Source organism: Ornithinibacillus californiensis (assembly GCF_001038485.1).
GTDB lineage: Bacteria > Bacillota > Bacilli > Bacillales > Amphibacillaceae > Ornithinibacillus > Ornithinibacillus californiensis.
This window is the reverse complement of the sequence record NZ_LDUE01000070.1, coordinates 45,636-62,940: the sequence shown is the minus strand read 5'-3', so window position 1 is coordinate 62,940 and position 17,305 is coordinate 45,636. Positions and strand designations below refer to the sequence as shown.

Genomic DNA, 17,305 nt, shown 5'->3' with positions numbered 1-17,305 from the left:
GACTTAACTAACTTTGTTTGATAATCGTTGTTTACTCTTATTTAGTTTTTAGGGTATAAATTCAATTTTATATCTAAATCCATTGTCTGGTGATGATGGCGAGAAGGTCACACCTGTTCCCATACCGAACACAGCAGTTAAGCTTCTCAGCGCCGATGGTAGTTGGGGCATTGCCCCTGTGAGAGTAGGACGTTGCCAGGCAATTTTTTTGTATATATAAATAGATTATGGGGACACTAGAATTGTTCTCTCGTATCAAAAGCTTAAAATATTACTTACTTAGATCATTCCACAGTAGCTCAGTGGTAGAGACGAGCAAGACATCTACCGAATCCGCTACGAGTAACACCGAAGCATATACTACCTTGAATAAGCTAGAAGATGCAGGTGTCCAACATCCTCGGAATATGCTTTCAAAAACACAATTAGTAAACAATACTATTATCATTCCACAGTAGCTCAGTGGTAGAGCAATCGGCTGTTAACCGATCGGTCGTAGGTTCGAATCCTACCTGTGGAGCCATTTTTTTGTTTTATTTTACTTAAAATATGCTTCCATAGCTCAGTCGGTAGAGCACCACCATGGTAAGGTGGGGGTCAGCGGTTCAAGTCCGCTTGGAAGCTCTTTAAAGCAGCTTAACTTCTTTTTGAAGAGGTTAGGTTGTTTTTTTTATGTTTAATGCTACTAAATGGTGCTACCAATACACTATAACTGAAATGCTAATTGAGAGTGGGAAAATGAGCAATTACATCATCTACAAGAGGAGAAACTTGGACCGAGGATACTCCGTTTATTAGACCGAATAAAAACGATTGGATAAAACTATACTATCCAATCGTTTTTTGTGCCTTAACGGCCTATACAACGTATTTTAAAGTGTTCTAGTTGATTTACTCTGGTATAGTTGATTAATGAGTCTGTAACACCAATAGATGAGTATAAAAACAAGCAATCCAACTAAACAAAGATTAAAATAGTACCAGAATCCTCCGCCAAGAAGACTTAGCGGCGTATTTGCTGTAGGTATTCTAGCTAAGAAAAGAAAGTTTGCATTAAATAATGGGTTCAGCACAAATCCCATGATTGCTGCATAGCACAGGAGGTAAATATAGGCTTCTATTGTTGTTTTAAATGTTACGGTAATCTTAGAGGTGATTACTAGATATAAACTTGCCCAAGATAGAACTAGATGATGAATAAAAAATTGCCAAAATCGAAAGTGAGGATAGCCGTGGTGTAATTCAGGTGTTACTACTGCAAGAAATGAAGGAACAATACCTATAAACAACAATATTTGAATTAGTTTATGATTTTTCGTTAAAAGTGCAAGCATAGTGAGAATGCCAGCTATACTACATAATTGAAATGGCAAAAACTCACGAGTATTCCATGTGCCATTCCATAATCCCCAGATTTGATAACTAATCTCTGAACAAACTAGGATTACGAAGAATACCCACCGTAGAGTTTGTGATTGCTTGTTGCTGCTTTTCTGCTTCTTCGAGTAGATTAATAGAAATAGAACACCTATTAGAAATGTAATAATTATAAGTACATGGTAAATACCAAAAAAGTCAAAAGATGAAACTGTATTACTACCAAACCATTCCCCCATATCAAGTCACCTCATTCTAATTTATATAGAAAATAACGCCTACTAAACAAGTTAGTAAGCGTTAAATTTCTGATGATTTATCCACCCATGATGTGATATCCAGAATCAACGTGAAGTACTTCTCCTGTAACCCCTCTTGAAAGGTCACTCATAAAGAATAGTGTTGCATCACCAACTTGTTCTTGATCCACATTACGGCGTAAAGGTGCTTTTTCTTCTACAATACCCATTTTCTCGTTAAATCCGGAAACGCCCTTTGCAGCTAGTGTGCGAATTGGTCCTGCTGAAATAGCATTTACACGAATTCCGTATTTTCCTACGTCCTCAGCTAAGTATCTTACACTAGCTTCTAATGAAGCTTTTGCAACTCCCATTACATTATAATTAGGAATTACTCTTTCAGCCCCTAAGTAAGTTTGCGTAACGATACTTCCGCCTTCGGTCATTAGCTCTTTAGCAGCTTTAGTTACTGCGACAAGTGAAAATGCACTAATGTTTTGTGCTAGTAAGAAGCCTTCTCGAGATGTATCTGCATATTCCCCTTTTAATTCATCACGATTAGCAAAAGCTACATTATGAACTAGTCCGTGAATAACGCCAACTTTTTCTTTTATTTCATTAAATGCATTCGTGATACTTTCGTCATCAGCAACATCACAAGATACTATCAATTTAGCCTCAATATTATTTTTTTCTAGTAATTTCGTAAGCTTATTGTAAGATCTTTCTTGTCTATTTGTAAAAATAAGATTTGCTCCTGCTTGATGCAAGGATTTTGTTACGCCCCAAGCAATACTTCTTTCATTTGCTACTCCCATAACAACTATGTTTTTATTTTTTAGTAGTTCAGACATGTCGAACCTCCAAATTATTATTAACTATTAGTACCTAACTATAATTTAGCATTTATTTTAAAAAAAGACCAATTTTATTTATAAAATATATTTTCTAGAGGTGAATAAAAGCTTACTGTGTATAGGTTTGTGGGGGATCGTTAATTTTTTTTTAAAAAAGTTTCGTTTTGCTCTTTACAAAGATGACAAATCTGTATATAATAAAATTCGTTGACTGAAAGACAAGCCAACAAATGAAATTGGCCCGTTGGTCAAGCGGTTAAGACACCGCCCTTTCACGGCGGTAACACGGGTTCGAATCCCGTACGGGTCACCATGTGGAGGATTAGCTCAGCTGGGAGAGCACCTGCCTTACAAGCAGGGGGTCGCAGGTTCGAGCCCTGCATCCTCCACCACTTATATTGCCGGCCTAGCTCAATTGGTAGAGCAACGAGCAACACTTCTACCGAATAAGCTACGAGTAACCCCGAAGCATAGACATCCTTGAATATGCTAGAAGATGCAGGGGTCCACACGGTACTGAGTTAAACTAAATAAGTGATTATTTACAACGCCGGCCTAGCTCAATTGGTAGAGCAACTGACTTGTAATCAGTAGGTTGGGGGTTCAAGTCCTCTGGCCGGCACCATTTTTTTGTATAAAAACAACTGAATTAGCTAAGTATATGGAGGGGTAGCGAAGTGGCTAAACGCGGCGGACTGTAAATCCGCTCCTTCGGGTTCGGCAGTTCGAATCTGCCCCCCTCCACCATTTAGATCATTGGGCTATAGCCAAGCGGTAAGGCATCGGGTTTTGATCCCGTGTATCCTAGGTTCGAATCCTAGTAGCCCAGCTTTTTTTATTTTAAGGAGCTAACGCTCAAACATCATTAGAAACACTAACCATAGAGAGCCATTAGCTAGCCGCTTGCATCATTGAGTAAGCTACTATGTGCAGGCTTGCGAGGAGCATCACTTCTTGAATATTCTTCGCGACGAGCACAAAGTCGGTAGAGCAACAAGCAACACATCCACCGAATAAGCTACGAGTAACCCCGAAGCATAAACATCCTTGAATATGCTAGAAGATGCAGGGGTCCACTCGATGAACGCTCAAACACCATGAGAAACACTAACCATAGAGAGCCATTAGCTCAGTCGGTAGAGCAACAAGCAACACATCCACCGAATAAGCTACGAGTAACCCCGATGGATACACATCCTTGAATAAGCTAGCAGAAGCAGGGGTCCACTTGAATAACGCTCAAACACCATGAGAAACACTAACCATAGTGAGCCATTAGCTCAGTCGGTAGAGCAACAAGCAACACATCCACCGAATAAGCTACGAGTAACCCCGAAGCATATAACATCTTCGAATCAGCTAGTAGATGCAGGGGTCCACTTGAATAACGCTCAAACACCATTAGAAACACTAACTATAGTGAGCCATTAGCTCAGTCGGTAGAGCATCTGACTTTTAATCAGAGGGTCGAAGGTTCGAATCCTTCATGGCTCATCACAATAAATGTATTCTATAGGGACAAGGTTGCGATTCTTCGCAACCTTGTTTTTATTTGCATTTTATACTGTTTTTTAACATAATAGATAGAGTAATTCATTATGTAACATGAGATAATAATAATTATTCTGAAAAAATATAAAAGGATGGTTGGTATGAAATCTTCTAGGATTCCTGGTTTTTATAAAAAAACAGTTGAAGAACGAAGAGAGCTGTTGCGGGAGGCACTAGAGTTTAGTGAAGATGACTTAATGGTCTTATCTTCGCATGAAGCTTTACCAATCGAAACTGCTGATAAAATGATTGAGAATGTAATTGGTACATTCCCACTTCCTTTAGGATTAGGATTGAATTTCTTAATAAACGGGAAAGAATATACTATACCGATGGCAGTTGAAGAACCATCTATTGTAGCTTCTGCTAGTCACATTGCAAAGATTGTAAGAGATACTGGTGGTTTTAAAACAGAAGCTTCAGATAGAATCATGATTGGACAAATTCAAGTTGTCGGTTGTACAGACTTTAATGCAGCGAAAGAAATATTATTAACTAATAAAAATGAACTAATTGAAGCAGCTAATGCAGCGTTTCCAAGTATTGTTGCAAGAGGTGGAGGAGCAAAGGATCTAGAAGTACGTATTCTTAACGATTCCTCTAATTCCACTTATGGCACAATGCTTGTGGTGCACTTATATATTGATACAAGGGATGCCATGGGTGCCAATATTATTAATACAATGGTTGAATCCCTAGCACCAACAGTGGAAGAACTTACTGGTGGAAAAGTATATTTGCGTATATTATCAAATCTTGCTGATCGTTGTGTGGCAAAAGCAACTTGTGTTATCCCCCCTAAATTATTAGCAACAGGCGAATATTCTGGAGAAGAGGTTCGTGATGGGGTCATTTCTGCTTTTGAATTCGCTGACTCTGATCCATATCGTGCAGTAACACATAATAAAGGTATAATGAATGGAATTGATCCTGTCATCATTGCAACAGGTAATGACTGGAGAGCGGTTGAGGCTGGAGCACATGCATACGCATCCCGATTCGGTAGCTATCGCTCTATGACCAAATGGTCTACGGACGAAGAAGGTAACTTAGTGGGAGAATTGGAATTACCTATGTCCATTGGAATAGTAGGTGGGGCAATTCGTGTACACCCTATTTCACAACTAGCGCATAAGATATTAGGAATAGAATCTGCTTCCGAGCTTGCACAAATTGTTGTTGCAGTAGGCTTAGCACAAAATCTTGGTGCTTTGAAAGCTTTAGTGACGGATGGAATACAAAAAGGCCATATGGCTTTGCATTCTCGTTCGGTAGCTATAGCTGCCGGCGCTACTGGGGAGATGATTGATATTATAGCAGAGCAATTAGTGAACTTGAAAGAAATCCGTGTAGGTAAAGCTAAAGAATTGGTGGAACAATATACAAAATGAGTACAAACAAATTAACCATAACTGAAAATTATACGACAACTGAAAAAAGTGGAGTTGGGATTGCGCATAGCAAATTAATATTAATTGGTGAGCATGCAGTTGTACACGGACAACCTGCAATTGCCATACCCTTTCCATTAGTCGGTGTCGAATCGGTTATTGAACACCGTAAAGGACCAATTAAGTTTGATAGCACGTTTTACCATGGTCCAATGGATTCCGCTCCACTTACACTGGACGGAATTGTAAATAGTATCCATGAAACACTAAAATATTTGGGGCTTCCAAGCAGAGATTTAATTATTCGTGTTAAATCTTCTATACCACCTGGAAAGGGATTAGGTTCAAGTGCCTCCGTGGCAATTGCAATCATTCGATCCTTATTTGCCTATGCCAATGTAACGTATACCGAAAAAGAATTATTACATTTTGCTAATATTGCTGAGAAGTTTGCACATGGTTCACCAAGCGGGATTGATACGTTGACGATTACTTCTGAATCTCCTGTTTGGTTTGAGAAAGATAATCCTGTAGGTTACATTAGTCCTGGTGAAGATTTCTACTTCATTGTGGCAGACTCTGGCCGAATTGGTGATACCCGATCCGCTGTGGAATCGGTGGCTCACTTACTAAAGAAAGCACCGAAGAAAATCCAAGCAAAGATCGAACGTATTGGTGAGTTAACGCACCTTGCAAAGCATGCATTAGAAAAGGCTGGAAAGAATCTGTTAGGCCAAATGCTTAATGAGGCGCAACAAGAATTAGTTGCACTTGGGGTAAGTGATGACGGGTTAGATCGTTTAATTAACCTCGCTCGTAATGAAGGCGCACTTGGTGCCAAGCTTACGGGTGGCGGAAACGGTGGTTGCATTATCGCGCTTGCTAAAAATGAAATACATTCCAGACAGCTAGCGGATAAACTAAAAGAATTTGGCGCACAAGCTGTTTGGCCATTTGTGTTAAGAAAACAAGATTAAATAGGTTGGGTTTTGAAAAGAGGAACCGTAATGAAAGCAACTGCAAAAGCACATACAAATATTGCCTTAATTAAATATTGGGGAAAACGAAATGACGAATTAATATTACCAACTAATAATAGTTTATCTATTACGTTAGATGGGTTTTATACGACTACTTCTGTAGCGTTCAAACAAGATTTAACAGAGGATACCTTCTTGTTGAATAACACGCCAATTGTAGGAGAACAACATCAACGAGTTACTTCTTTCCTTAACTTAGTAAGAAAGCTAGCTGGTAAAGAACTATATGCGGAAGTAAAATCAATGAATGCAGTGCCTACAGCGGCTGGATTTGCCTCATCAGCTTCAGGTTTTGCGGCGCTTGCAGCTGCTGCTAGTAAAGCGATAGGGTTGAATTTATCAGAATCTGAACTTTCTCGACTGACACGACAAGGGTCTGGTTCAGCTTGTCGTTCTATCTTTGGTGGGTTTGCCGAATGGCAAAAAGGGGCGCGTGTTGATGGTTCAGATTCTTTTGCTGTGCAAGTAGCTCCAAAAGAGCATTGGGATATAAGAGTCGCCGCTGTCGTTCTATCATCAAAAATGAAAAAAGTGTCCAGTAGAGCAGGGATGAAGCGAACGGTTGAATCTTCTCCCTTTTTTAAAGGCTGGGTAGAAAGTATACCAGCTGATTTGGATGCGATAAAACAAGGAATTTCTGACCGTGATTTTCAAAAGGTTGGAGAGATTGCGGAGGCAAATTGTTTAAAAATGCATGCGACAACTTTAGGTGCTAACCCACCTTTCACTTATTGGTTAGATACTACGGTTACGGTAATGCAAACCGTACAACAGCTAAGGGACTCCGGTATCCCTGCTTATTTCACGATCGATGCTGGACCTAATGTAAAAGTTCTTTATTTACCTCAGTATGAAGAAGAAGTAAAGCGAACACTTCAGGGTATTCCAGGTGTTTCTGATGTTAAGTTAAGTAAAGTTGGACAAGGTATAACTTTTTTAGAGGATGAGACTCTTGCCTAATTCAACGTTAACGATACAAGTACCTGGAAAACTAATGATTGCAGGCGAATTTGCTGTGTTAGAACCTTATCAAAAGTTAATCGCAACAGCAGTAAACCGCTTTGTTTATGTAACGATTGAAGAGAGTGAATCCAATCAAATCACGCTTGAAAAATTCAATCTTAATCAATTAAATTGGCAAGTTGAAAATGGTCAGGTGACGATTGATACTACGGATCATCGGGTTAACTTTGTTAAAGAAGCAATGGCAATTACGTTTACTTACTTAAAAGATTCCAATCAGACGATAGAGAATTTCGCTCTTTGTGTGAAAAGTGAATTAGATGATACGGTTTCAGGGAAGAAATTTGGACTTGGTTCTAGTGCTGCCGTAGTAGTTGGCGTTATAACGGCAGTTTTACAATTCCATTTGAAAGAAAAGCCGTCTCCGGAACTAGTGTTTAAACTTGCAGCAATCTCCCATATTGCTGCGCAAGGAAATGGCTCAGGTGCGGATGTAGCTGCTTCTGCTTATGGTGGGGTTATTGAATATTCTTCCTTTCAAGCGGATTGGTTACGCCAGAGATACCAAGCTTCCAATACATTAAAAGAATTATTGGAGATGGAATGGAAGTACCTTTCGATCAAGCCAATACGCTTTCCACAGGACGTTCACTTTCGTATTGGTTGGACTGGGAGCCCCGCATCAACAGGGAACTTGGTCAATCAGATTCTGCAATTAAAAGAAAACGATAATATAAAGTTCTTGGAGTTTATAACTAGTAGTGAGGAAGCGGTAGATAATATCCTTGGTGGTATTCAAAACTATGATTTATCCCAGTTACTAGTCGGCGTAAAACAAAATAGAACTGCGTTAGTAACAGTAGGAAAAGAGGCAAAAACAGAGCTCGAAACACCTATGATTGAGATTTTATGTGAGATAGCAGAAGAACTTGGGGGAGCTGCAAAGCAATCCGGCGCCGGGGGCGGTGACTGTGGCATTGCTTTTATGCCATCTATAGAAAGTGCTGATAAACTAGTCAAACAATGGAAAGCTGATGGTATTATTCCATTAGACCTTCAACCATATTCTGATGGAGCTAAGGCTATATAGAGGTATTGTCCCGAGTGACAATACCTCTTTTTACGTGCACATGATGAATAAATATTCGAAAAATTGTCGAGTTGAGTCGTTATAACTATCTAAGGTAAAATATAATTTGGAGGTGGCAATGTATGATGAAAAATAAGATTTCTCTAATTGGTGTTCCTATGGATTTAGGTCAAAGCCGTCGTGGGGTTGATATGGGACCTAGTGCACTTCGCTATGCAGGAGCTATTGAACGTTTACAAAATTTGAATTATGACATTCATGATTTAGGAGATATACCGATTAATCGACCGGATCAACGAGATGATGTTGGAAATAAACTAAAAAACTTAGAACAAGTTATTGAAGCAAATGAAACGCTAGCAAGTATGGTGGATTCAGAAATTCAAAAAGATAGATTTCCATTAATTATAGGTGGAGACCATAGTATTGCTATTGGAAGTTTAGCGGGAATATCCAAGCATTATGAAAACTTGGGAGTCATCTGGTATGATGCACATGGTGACTTAAATACAAGTGATACATCCCCTTCAGGAAATATTCATGGCATGCCACTTGCAGTAAGTCTCGGATTGGGCCATGAAAGATTAACTAATTTATATAACTATGCACCTAAGATAAAACCGGAAAATGTAGTGATTATTGGAGCAAGGTCATTGGATCCTGGTGAAAGAGAATTAATTCGAGAAAAAGGGATTCGGGTTTATACGATGCATGAAATAGACCGGATGGGCATGTCAGCAGTGATGGAAGAGGCTATTAGCTATTTGCAAGAACGAACAGATGGTGTTCATCTTAGTCTTGATTTAGATGGGCTAGACCCAACGGAAGCTCCGGGTGTTGGTACACCAGTTCTTGGTGGAATGACGTATCGAGAAAGTCATTTAGCTATGGAAATGCTAGCAGACGCTGAAGTTATTACTTCTTTAGAGGTTGTTGAGGTGAACCCAATTCTTGATGAAAAAAATAAAACAGCTACATTAGCTGTTGGATTAATGGGTTCTCTATTTGGAGAAAAATTAAAATAAGTATTTAAAATAAAAAAGGCATTAATTTAACTATAATTGATGTCTTTTTCTTTTTATCTATTGGACACAAGTTGATATTGATTCAGTAATTGATCTAGTTTTTTGCTAGTTTCAACGACAACTTCTGAAGTTAGCTTATACTTATTGCTTAGTGTAATCATTTCTTTACGGCATTGTTCTATCTCTTTTAATAATAGATTATCCATGTCTATACCCCCTATTACTATACATTAAACTATATTACCCGAATGATTTACTCTTTTGCAATAGTAAATTTAGAAAAATCCATTTTTTTTAATGATTTTGCGTTATAATAGAATGGAAAATGTTTACTTTTTTTATTTAATAGGACTGACTAATATACCCGCGGGCCGACTACACTCCGCTTTCCTGCGGGGTGACCGGTGAGCCTCCTCGTGCTTCGCACTGTGGGGTCTCACCCTGGCCACTTCTCCCGCGGGAGTCTCCGTGTAGTCGGCCCGCTCAGTGCAATAATTTTAATTTATTTTCAAATCCTAATAAAAAATTATAATAAAAAATAGAGCGGAAAATTTTTTTTGTAAAAAAGTGAAACCTTTTTAGATGTGATACGTAAGGTTTAATAACCGCATCAGGCGGAGGTACAGGGAATGGAATTGTTAATTAAAGATAAAATCAAACAGGTTAAAAAAGGGGATCAAGCTGCATTTGAGGATGTTGTCTTATTTTATCAGGATAAAATATATCAACATTGTCACCGAATGATTGGTAATGCACATGAGGCAGAAGATATTGCTCAAGAGGCTTTTATTCGAGCGTATGTTAATATCCACTCCTATGATGAACGGAGAAAGTTCTCGACTTGGTTATACCGTATCGCGACGAATTTAACGATAGATCGTTTGCGAAAACGGAAACCAGACTACTATCTCGATGCGGAGGTAAAAGGTACGGATGGGTTGGATATGTACTCGAAGCTCGCAACAGATGAAAAGCTCCCAGAAGATCAATTAGAAGGACTTGAGCTTCAAAATTATATACAAAAACAAATCGCTGAGCTCCCGCCAAAGTATCGTAGTATAATAATGCTGCGTTATTTAGAAGATTTCTCACTTCAAGAGATTAGTGAAATTTTAGATCTACCGATGGGGACTGTGAAGACTAGAATTCATCGAGGAAGGGAAGCCTTACGTAAAAAGCTTCGTCATGTGTAAAAGGAGTGAATCCAATTGGATTGTAATAAAGAAGCATTAGAATTAATGCATAAACACTTAGATGGGGACATTACTAGGGAAGAAGAAGCCCAATTGAAAAACCATCTTGAGGGCTGTGAGGAATGCCAGGCACACCTTCATGAATTAAAACGGACGATTACCTTAATTCAAAGTACAGAAAAAGTAACGGCTCCAGATCACTTTGCAAACAAGGTCATGCAGCATCTCCCCGTAGAAAAGAAGCATGTAAGATATATGAGATGGTTTAAAATGCATCCAATAGTAACAGCGGCAGCAATCTTCTTTATCTTTATGATGACTGGCTTACTTTCCGCGTGGGAGGAAGGTTCAAAACTAACGGTCTCGAATCCGGAGAACTTAATTATCGAAGGTGACATGGTAATTGTTCCTGAAGGCGTAACCGTTGATGGTGACTTAATGGTGCAAAATGGAAATTTAAAAATTGATGGTACCGTTAATGGGAATGTCATCTTAATCAATGGTAAGTTAGTTCAAGATGAAGGTTTTGATGGTAAAAACCTCATGGCTAGTGCTGGTGAGATTAATGGAGAATTAAAAGAAGTTGACCGTATATTTGAGTGGGTCTGGTATAATATTCAAGACTTGTTCAAAGGTATATTTTCGGTTGAATAGCTAAAACCTGGTTAATAGCCAGGTTTTTTCATGCCTATTTTAGGGAACTTATTAAATTATAATCAATTTTGAGCCTGGCTAAATGACGTATAACGATACATAATATGGTATAATGGTAACGGTATTTTATTAGAAGAAATATTCATTTCTTTTTTAAATTTGATAAGTGTAAATAATGTAAATAAAACAGAAACGAATTCGATGTGTAAAAGGAAGTGTAGACATGCCTAATGGGGATTTTGCAATATTAGACCTACTTAGAATAGGCGTAGATATAGGTCTCGTCTGGTATGTTCTATATAAATTAATCATGCTAATAAGAGGAACAAAGGCGATTCAACTGCTCAAAGGTATCGTCGTTGTTTTTGTAATTCGTTTGCTAAGTATGTTATTTGAATTACAAACATTGATGTGGGCTACTGATCAAATTATCAGATGGGGAGTTGTTGTTATCTTCATTTTGTTCCAACCAGAGCTTAGAAGGGCATTGGAACAAATCGGAAGAGGAAATTTATTCTCAAGAACAACAAAATCTGATGAAGAAAAATTTGATAAATTAGTCACGGATATTGTGCATGCTTGTAATTATATGGCAAAACGACGAATTGGGGCACTGATTACTATAGAACGTGAGACAGGTATTGGTGAATATATTGAAACAGGGATACCGATAAACGGGAAATTAACGCATCAGCTATTAACGAATATTTTTACACCGAATACTCCCCTTCATGATGGTGCTGTCATCATTAAAGAAGATGAGATTGTAGCTGCGGCTTGCTATCTTCCATTATCGGAGAGTCCTTTTATCTCAAAAGAACTAGGAACTAGACATAGAGCTGCAATGGGTATTAGTGAAGTTACTGACGCATTAACTATTGTTGTATCGGAGGAAACAGGTGCTATTTCGGGTACAAAAAATGGTGAACTTCGTAGGGAATTAAGTCAGGATGGATTAAGGGAATATTTACTTGAGAATTTAACTCCTAGTTATCGAGCTTCTGAGAAAAAAACTTGGAAGATAGGGGGAAGAAAGCATGGATAATTGGTTTAGAAGTAAATGGTTTATCCGTGGGATTTCTTTAGGTTTTGCGATATTATTATATGTATTCGTTTCTATTGAAGAAGCGGACACCGCTAATGAAAGCTTAATCCCTAACCTTTTTGGCGGTTCAACAGAAACAGAAAGATTAACCGATGTTCCAATTAAGGATATTCGTATTGATAGTGAGAAGTATGTCGTAAGTGGTGTTCCAGATTCGGTTACCGTATTGCTTGAAGGTACTGCTAGTGCATTGACACCAGTAGTAAGACAGGGTAGTGTAGACCTTTATATCGATTTAATGGATTTAGAAGAAGGAGAGCATCAGGTTGAAATTCAGCACGAAGACATACCGAATCAAATTTCTGTTTATATTGAACCGAAAACAATAAATGTCGTGATAGAAAAACGTGCTGCCAATGAATTTGATGTAAGTGTCGATTTTATCAATGAGGATAAACTTCCGGAAGGCTATCAAGTTGGTGATTATGAATTAAGTACAGAAACGGTTAATATAACAAGCTCTAAGGAGATTATTGATCGGATTGCGATTGTAAAGGTGTATGTGGATGTTGCTGGTTTGACAGAATCAATCAACAATCGAGAACTTCCAGTAAATGTATATGATAGTCAAGGTAATGAGCTAGCAGTTAGGGTAGAACCAGCAACCGTTATTATTTCAGCTGAAATTGAAAACCCAAGTAAGGATGTTTCTGTGAGTGTTGCTACAACAGGAAGTTTACCTGATGGATATAAGTTAATATCCATGGAGGCTGCATTAGAAGAAATTGAAGTATTCGCTGTTTCAGAAATCTTAGATGAGCTAGAAGAAATAACAACAGAGCCGATCAATCTAGCGGAGCTTACGCAATCTGGAACAATTAAAGTTGGACTTGCCCTTCCTGATCGTGTGCTTTCGCCAGAATTATCGGAAATAGAAGTTAATGTACAGCTGGAGCAAACCAAAACGTTGGATAATGTTCCTATAGAAGTGGACAACCTTTCAGAAGGCTATATTGTTAATTTTATTGAGCCGAATGATGGACAAGCAAGTATAACAGTGACTGGAAATGAACAAGATGTTAGAGAATTAAGTGAAGCAGACTTTCGTATATTTATTAATGCTAATGGGCTTGAAACTGGGAGAAGTATCATACCAATTGATATAGAAGGTCCAGAAAATGTGACGATTGAATCAGATATAGATGAAGTTACTATTGAGATAGAGGAAACGTAAAATCGTACTTAAATAACGTCCGGGAATACAAGGATGTAAAGGAGAGGTACAAAAATGGGTAAATATTTTGGAACGGATGGCGTAAGAGGTGTAGCTAATAAAGACTTAACGCCAGAACTAGCCTTTAAGCTAGGAAGATTTGGTGGGTATGTACTGACAAAAGAAACGACAAAGCCAAGAGTGTTGATTGGTCGTGATACTCGTATTTCGGGAAATATGTTAGAAGGTGCTTTAGTAGCTGGTTTATTATCTATTGGAGCAGAAGTAATGCGTCTAGGTGTTATTTCAACACCAGGCGTTGCTTACCTAACAAAAGCAACTAGTGCACAAGCGGGGATTATGATTTCTGCTTCCCACAATCCAGTGGAGGATAACGGAATTAAATTCTTTGGTCCAGATGGTTTTAAGTTGTTAGATGAACAAGAAGCGGAAATTGAACAATTATTAGATGGTGAAGATACATTACCACGTCCGGTAGGTGCTGATGTTGGTGTCGTGTCCGATTATTTTGAAGCAGGTCACAAATACCTTTCTTTCTTAAAGGAATCGATTGATAATGATTTTGATGGCATTCGAATTGCTTTAGATTGTGCGCACGGGGCAACTTCTGGATTGGCTACACACTTGTTTGCGGATTTAGAAGCGGATATCTATACAATTGGTGCATCTCCAGATGGGCTGAATATTAATGATGGTGTCGGATCTACACACCCAGAGACATTGCAGGCATTTGTAATGGAAAAGGGTGCGGACATAGGCTTAGCGTTTGATGGTGATGGAGATCGCTTAATTGCTGTTGATGAGAAAGGTCAAATTGTCGACGGAGATCAAATCATGTACATATGTGGTAAATATATGAATGATAAAGGATTCTTACGCCAAAACACGATCGTATCTACGGTCATGAGTAATATTGGTTTCTATAAAGCATTAGAAGAGCATGGCATGCGTAGTGAGAAAACAGCTGTTGGTGACCGTTACGTCATGGAGGAAATGCGAAAAAGTGGTTACAATCTAGGTGGAGAGCAATCTGGTCATATTATTTTCCTTGATTACAGTACAACGGGAGATGGATTATTATCTGCAATCCAACTTGTTAATGTCATGAAGGAAACGGGTAAACCGTTATCGGAATTGGCTAGTGAAATGACTGTATTCCCACAGGTGTTAAAGAATGTTCGGGTAACAGATAAAGAAAAAGCATTGAACGATCCAACAATTAAACAAGAGGTTGAAAATGTGGAAGCGGCACTAGGTAGCAATGGTCGGGTTCTTGTAAGACCTTCAGGTACGGAGCCTTTAGTCCGTGTCATGGTTGAAGCACCTTCTAAGGAAGAGTGTTTAAAATATACCGATCAAATTGCTAACGTTATTGAAAACTTACTTGGCATAAAAGAATAATAAGAACTGCTCTCAAGTTATGAGGGCGGTTTTTTTATTGGCTTAAAAAAATATAAAAAATTTCGGGTTCCGAACTGTCAGATAAATAATAATAAGTTATACTATTACAAGAAATATAAATTTTATTCAATCATGAGGGGGAAAAGCATGCTAAACTTTTCAAAGCCAACCGTTGAACAGTTTTTACGTACATATGTTATTTCGGATTTTGCTGTAAGTAAAGATGAGGACCGAATCGTATTTAATACGAATTTAAATGGAAAGATGAATTTATGGGCGATGGACCTTCCAGATACATTTCCATACCTATTTGCACAAAAGGATCAATCTGCCAATTTTATTAAATTTGACCCAGAGGGTCGCTACGTGCTAACTGGTTATGATAATGATGGGGATGAGAACTACCAGATCTATGCGTTGCCAAGTGAAGGAGGTATGCCAGAAGCGTTAATCACTGGTGAACCAAATGAAAAATATTACTTCACTCATTTAAGTGATGATGGCAAACGAGTTTATTACGTAACATCAGAAGGTAATCCTAACTTTCTTAATGCCAAAGTTCGTAATTTAGAGGATAACTCTGATACGCTGTTAAATGAAGGAGAATCTGGTCCGACATATTTGTCGGCTGTATCTGAGAAAGAAGATGTCTTTGTCTATATGCGTTTACTTGCAAACACTTATATTCAGCTGTTTGTCAAAGACGGGGATAGCATGACAAGCTTAACGCCAGATGCCGAGAAGGTTCATGTTGCTAGTGGTCCAGTATTTGTTGGGGAAAAAGATATTTATTTTACCACAAACTTCGATCAAGAATATAGCTATGTAGCAAAATATAACTTAGACTCAAAAGAATTTGAAACAGTATTTCAAATCGATAACGAGAGTATCGAAGGCATTAAGTATGATAAAGAAAATAATTATCTATATATGACTACGGAAAAAGGCGTCGAGGATGTCTTATATCGGTACAATTTAGAAACTCAAGCACTGGAGACTTTATCTACACCCTTTGATGTTGTGGGAAAATTAGTCGTTACAAAAGCAGGAAACCTATATGTTTTAGGTCGTAGCGCAACCGTACCATTTAACATCTATAAATCAACAACTGGAAACGACTGGGTTTCTATCACGAATAACCGTGTGCTAGGCGTCAGTCAAGAAGAAATGGTTGAGCCGGAAGTGGTTACGTATAAATCGTTCGATGATATGGAAATTGAAGCATTACTATTCCGTGCAAATCCTGAAAATGATAATGGCTATACAATTTTCTGGCCACATGGTGGGCCACAAGCATCGGAACGTAAAATGTTCCGTGCGATGTTCCAGAGTGCCTTAAATCGCGGATATACGATTTTCGCACCTAATTTCCGAGGAAGCACTGGATATGGTTCTTCATTTGTTAAGCTTGTTGAACAAGATTGGGGACATGGGCCACGTTTAGATTGTGTGGCTGGTATTGAATGGTTATTTGAAAACAACATTACGAAGCGGGATAAGCTATTCCTTGTTGGTGGAAGTTATGGCGGCTATATGGCATTATTACTCCACGGACGTCATCCAGAATACTTTAAAGCGGTAGTTGATATCTTCGGCCCGTCTGATTTATTCACGTTCGTAAATTCTGTACCACCACATTGGAAACCGATGATGGAGCGTTGGGTAGGAGATCCAGAAAGAGACAAAGAACGCTTTATCAAAGATTCACCGATTACGTATCTCGATACGATGGTAAAACCTATGCTCGTTATTCAAGGTGCTAAAGATCCTCGTGTTGTAAAAGAGGAATCAGATCAAATCGTTGAAAAGCTGAAAGACCTTGGCCGCGACGTAGAGTACCTCGTTCTAGAAGACGAAGGACACGGCTTCTCGAAAAAAGAAAATGAAATTAAAGTATACAATATGATGCTCGAATTCCTTGAGAAACATCAAGGTTAATTTTTGCGAAAAGGCACATGAAAGCAATCATTCATGTGCCTTTTTCCTATTTTAGAGTTTAAAGTTAACGAATGAAGGTATATGTCATATAATAAATACACGTCACCTTAACATACTTTACCATTGACCATATATATATTCTTCTTGTACAATTATTTGGTATCTATTTTTGTTTGCCAAGAATAGGGTGACGAATCATGAAATAGTAAGGAGGATAGTGACAAATAATAATAAAGCGCCTGAACTATTTTCTGACCGGGAAATTGAAAATAGTTGACGAGGAAGAAGGTTATCGAGAATTTCGGCG

At 38.4% G+C, this 17,305-nt stretch carries 14 protein-coding genes, 8 tRNA genes and 1 rRNA gene; 20 read left to right on the top strand and 3 right to left on the bottom strand.

The genetic code is table 11. The features are described from left to right. Nucleotides 1-85 precede the first annotated feature (85 nt). The 3 genes from rrf (at nt 86) to TE34_RS20105 (ending at nt 624) form a co-directional block, all read left to right on the top strand. Nucleotides 86-201, top strand: a 5S ribosomal RNA gene (gene rrf / locus TE34_RS20115). Nucleotides 202-448: 247 nt separating this feature from the next. Further along, nucleotides 449-523, top strand: a tRNA-Asn gene (locus TE34_RS20110). Between the two features lie 28 nt (nt 524-551). Continuing rightward, nucleotides 552-624 (top strand) — tRNA-Thr (locus TE34_RS20105). A 248-nt stretch (nt 625-872) separates the two neighbouring features. Here the strand turns inward: TE34_RS20105 and TE34_RS20100 are convergent. Then, nucleotides 873-1,616 carry a YwaF family protein gene (locus TE34_RS20100; RefSeq protein WP_047986588.1) on the bottom strand — a complete coding sequence of 248 codons (744 nt, stop codon included), beginning with the start codon at nt 1,614-1,616 and terminating at the stop codon, nt 873-875. Between the two features lie 77 nt (nt 1,617-1,693). Then, nucleotides 1,694-2,470 carry an enoyl-ACP reductase FabI gene (gene fabI, locus TE34_RS20095; RefSeq protein ID WP_047986587.1) on the bottom strand — a complete coding sequence of 259 codons (777 nt, stop codon included), beginning with the start codon at nt 2,468-2,470 and terminating at the stop codon, nt 1,694-1,696. 241 nt (nt 2,471-2,711) lie between these two features. On the opposite strand from fabI, the gene TE34_RS20090 reads away from it, so the two are divergent. The 11 genes from TE34_RS20090 (at nt 2,712) to rocF (ending at nt 9,533) form a co-directional block, all read left to right on the top strand. After that, a tRNA-Glu gene (locus tag TE34_RS20090) sits at nt 2,712-2,786 on the top strand. Between the two features lie 3 nt (nt 2,787-2,789). Beyond that, nucleotides 2,790-2,865 (top strand) — tRNA-Val (locus TE34_RS20085). Nucleotides 2,866-3,022: 157 nt separating this feature from the next. Then, nucleotides 3,023-3,098 (top strand) — tRNA-Thr (locus TE34_RS20080). Nucleotides 3,099-3,136: 38 nt separating this feature from the next. Continuing rightward, nucleotides 3,137-3,220, top strand: a tRNA-Tyr gene (locus tag TE34_RS20075). Between the two features lie 10 nt (nt 3,221-3,230). After that, nucleotides 3,231-3,302: transfer RNA gene (locus TE34_RS20070), tRNA-Gln, on the top strand. Nucleotides 3,303-3,894: 592 nt separating this feature from the next. Further along, nucleotides 3,895-3,967 (top strand) — tRNA-Lys (locus TE34_RS20065). 158 nt (nt 3,968-4,125) lie between these two features. Further along, nucleotides 4,126-5,415 (top strand): hydroxymethylglutaryl-CoA reductase, degradative, encoded by a 1,290-nt coding sequence (locus tag TE34_RS20060; protein ID WP_047986586.1) that lies wholly within the window; start codon nt 4,126-4,128, stop codon nt 5,413-5,415. Continuing rightward, entirely contained in the window at nt 5,412-6,392 is a 981-nt protein-coding gene (gene mvk, locus TE34_RS20055) for a mevalonate kinase (RefSeq protein WP_047986585.1), read from the top strand. Before TE34_RS20060 ends, mvk begins: the two co-directional genes overlap by 4 nt. A gap of 30 nt (nt 6,393-6,422) precedes the next feature. After that, entirely contained in the window at nt 6,423-7,415 is a 993-nt protein-coding gene (gene mvaD, locus TE34_RS20050) for a diphosphomevalonate decarboxylase (RefSeq protein WP_047986584.1), read from the top strand. After that, the gene (locus TE34_RS20045; protein WP_047986583.1) at nt 7,399-8,508 is read left to right on the top strand and encodes a phosphomevalonate kinase; all 1,110 of its coding nucleotides are present in this window, start codon (nt 7,399-7,401) and stop codon (nt 8,506-8,508) included. The genes mvaD and TE34_RS20045 overlap by 17 nt, the downstream gene beginning before the upstream one ends. Nucleotides 8,509-8,633: 125 nt before the next feature. After that, a complete protein-coding gene (rocF, locus tag TE34_RS20040; protein WP_047986599.1) occupies nt 8,634-9,533 on the top strand; it encodes an arginase in 900 nt (299 codons plus the stop codon). Between the two features lie 53 nt (nt 9,534-9,586). Here the strand turns inward: rocF and TE34_RS20875 are convergent, their stop codons facing one another. Then, nucleotides 9,587-9,739 (bottom strand): aspartyl-phosphate phosphatase Spo0E family protein, encoded by a 153-nt coding sequence (locus tag TE34_RS20875; protein ID WP_084710788.1) that lies wholly within the window; start codon nt 9,737-9,739, stop codon nt 9,587-9,589. 423 nt (nt 9,740-10,162) lie between these two features. Between TE34_RS20875 and sigW the strand changes: the two genes are divergently transcribed. The 6 genes from sigW to TE34_RS20010 all read left to right on the top strand — a co-directional run bounded on the left by sigW (nt 10,163) and on the right by TE34_RS20010 (nt 16,998). Next, nucleotides 10,163-10,726 (top strand): RNA polymerase sigma factor SigW, encoded by a 564-nt coding sequence (sigW, locus tag TE34_RS20035; RefSeq protein WP_047986582.1) that lies wholly within the window; start codon nt 10,163-10,165, stop codon nt 10,724-10,726. Between the two features lie 15 nt (nt 10,727-10,741). After that, a complete protein-coding gene (locus tag TE34_RS20030; protein ID WP_047986581.1) occupies nt 10,742-11,380 on the top strand; it encodes a zf-HC2 domain-containing protein in 639 nt (212 codons plus the stop codon). Nucleotides 11,381-11,603: 223 nt separating this feature from the next. Then, a complete protein-coding gene (gene cdaA / locus TE34_RS20025) occupies nt 11,604-12,425 on the top strand; it encodes a diadenylate cyclase CdaA (RefSeq protein ID WP_047986580.1) in 822 nt (273 codons plus the stop codon). Further along, nucleotides 12,418-13,659 (top strand): CdaR family protein, encoded by a 1,242-nt coding sequence (locus tag TE34_RS20020; RefSeq protein ID WP_047986579.1) that lies wholly within the window; start codon nt 12,418-12,420, stop codon nt 13,657-13,659. The genes cdaA and TE34_RS20020 overlap by 8 nt, the downstream gene beginning before the upstream one ends. Nucleotides 13,660-13,713: 54 nt before the next feature. Further along, nucleotides 13,714-15,060: a phosphoglucosamine mutase gene (gene glmM / locus TE34_RS20015; protein ID WP_047986578.1), complete on the top strand. Its 1,347-nt coding sequence runs from the start codon at nt 13,714-13,716 to the stop codon at nt 15,058-15,060. 147 nt (nt 15,061-15,207) lie between these two features. Beyond that, nucleotides 15,208-16,998 carry an alpha/beta hydrolase family protein gene (locus TE34_RS20010; protein WP_047986577.1) on the top strand — a complete coding sequence of 597 codons (1,791 nt, stop codon included), beginning with the start codon at nt 15,208-15,210 and terminating at the stop codon, nt 16,996-16,998. Nucleotides 16,999-17,305 lie beyond the last annotated feature (307 nt).

What these genes read in the sequence shown, in the direction of transcription:
- mvaD (WP_047986584.1), top strand. Translation starts at nt 6,423, where the DNA reads ATGAAAGCAACTGCAAAAGCACATACAAATATTGCCTTAATTAAATAT.
- sigW (WP_047986582.1), top strand. Translation starts at nt 10,163, where the DNA reads ATGGAATTGTTAATTAAAGATAAAATCAAACAGGTTAAAAAAGGGGAT.
- fabI (WP_047986587.1), bottom strand. Translation starts at nt 2,470, where the DNA reads ATGTCTGAACTACTAAAAAATAAAAACATAGTTGTTATGGGAGTAGCA.
- cdaA (WP_047986580.1), top strand. Translation starts at nt 11,604, where the DNA reads ATGCCTAATGGGGATTTTGCAATATTAGACCTACTTAGAATAGGCGTA.
- glmM (WP_047986578.1), top strand. Translation starts at nt 13,714, where the DNA reads ATGGGTAAATATTTTGGAACGGATGGCGTAAGAGGTGTAGCTAATAAA.
- rocF (WP_047986599.1), top strand. Translation starts at nt 8,634, where the DNA reads ATGAAAAATAAGATTTCTCTAATTGGTGTTCCTATGGATTTAGGTCAA.
- TE34_RS20020 (WP_047986579.1), top strand. Translation starts at nt 12,418, where the DNA reads ATGGATAATTGGTTTAGAAGTAAATGGTTTATCCGTGGGATTTCTTTA.
- TE34_RS20010 (WP_047986577.1), top strand. Translation starts at nt 15,208, where the DNA reads ATGCTAAACTTTTCAAAGCCAACCGTTGAACAGTTTTTACGTACATAT.
- TE34_RS20060 (WP_047986586.1), top strand. Translation starts at nt 4,126, where the DNA reads ATGAAATCTTCTAGGATTCCTGGTTTTTATAAAAAAACAGTTGAAGAA.
- TE34_RS20875 (WP_084710788.1), bottom strand. Translation starts at nt 9,739, where the DNA reads ATGGATAATCTATTATTAAAAGAGATAGAACAATGCCGTAAAGAAATG.
- mvk (WP_047986585.1), top strand. Translation starts at nt 5,412, where the DNA reads ATGAGTACAAACAAATTAACCATAACTGAAAATTATACGACAACTGAA.
- TE34_RS20100 (WP_047986588.1), bottom strand. Translation starts at nt 1,616, where the DNA reads ATGGGGGAATGGTTTGGTAGTAATACAGTTTCATCTTTTGACTTTTTT.
- TE34_RS20045 (WP_047986583.1), top strand. Translation starts at nt 7,399, where the DNA reads ATGAGACTCTTGCCTAATTCAACGTTAACGATACAAGTACCTGGAAAA.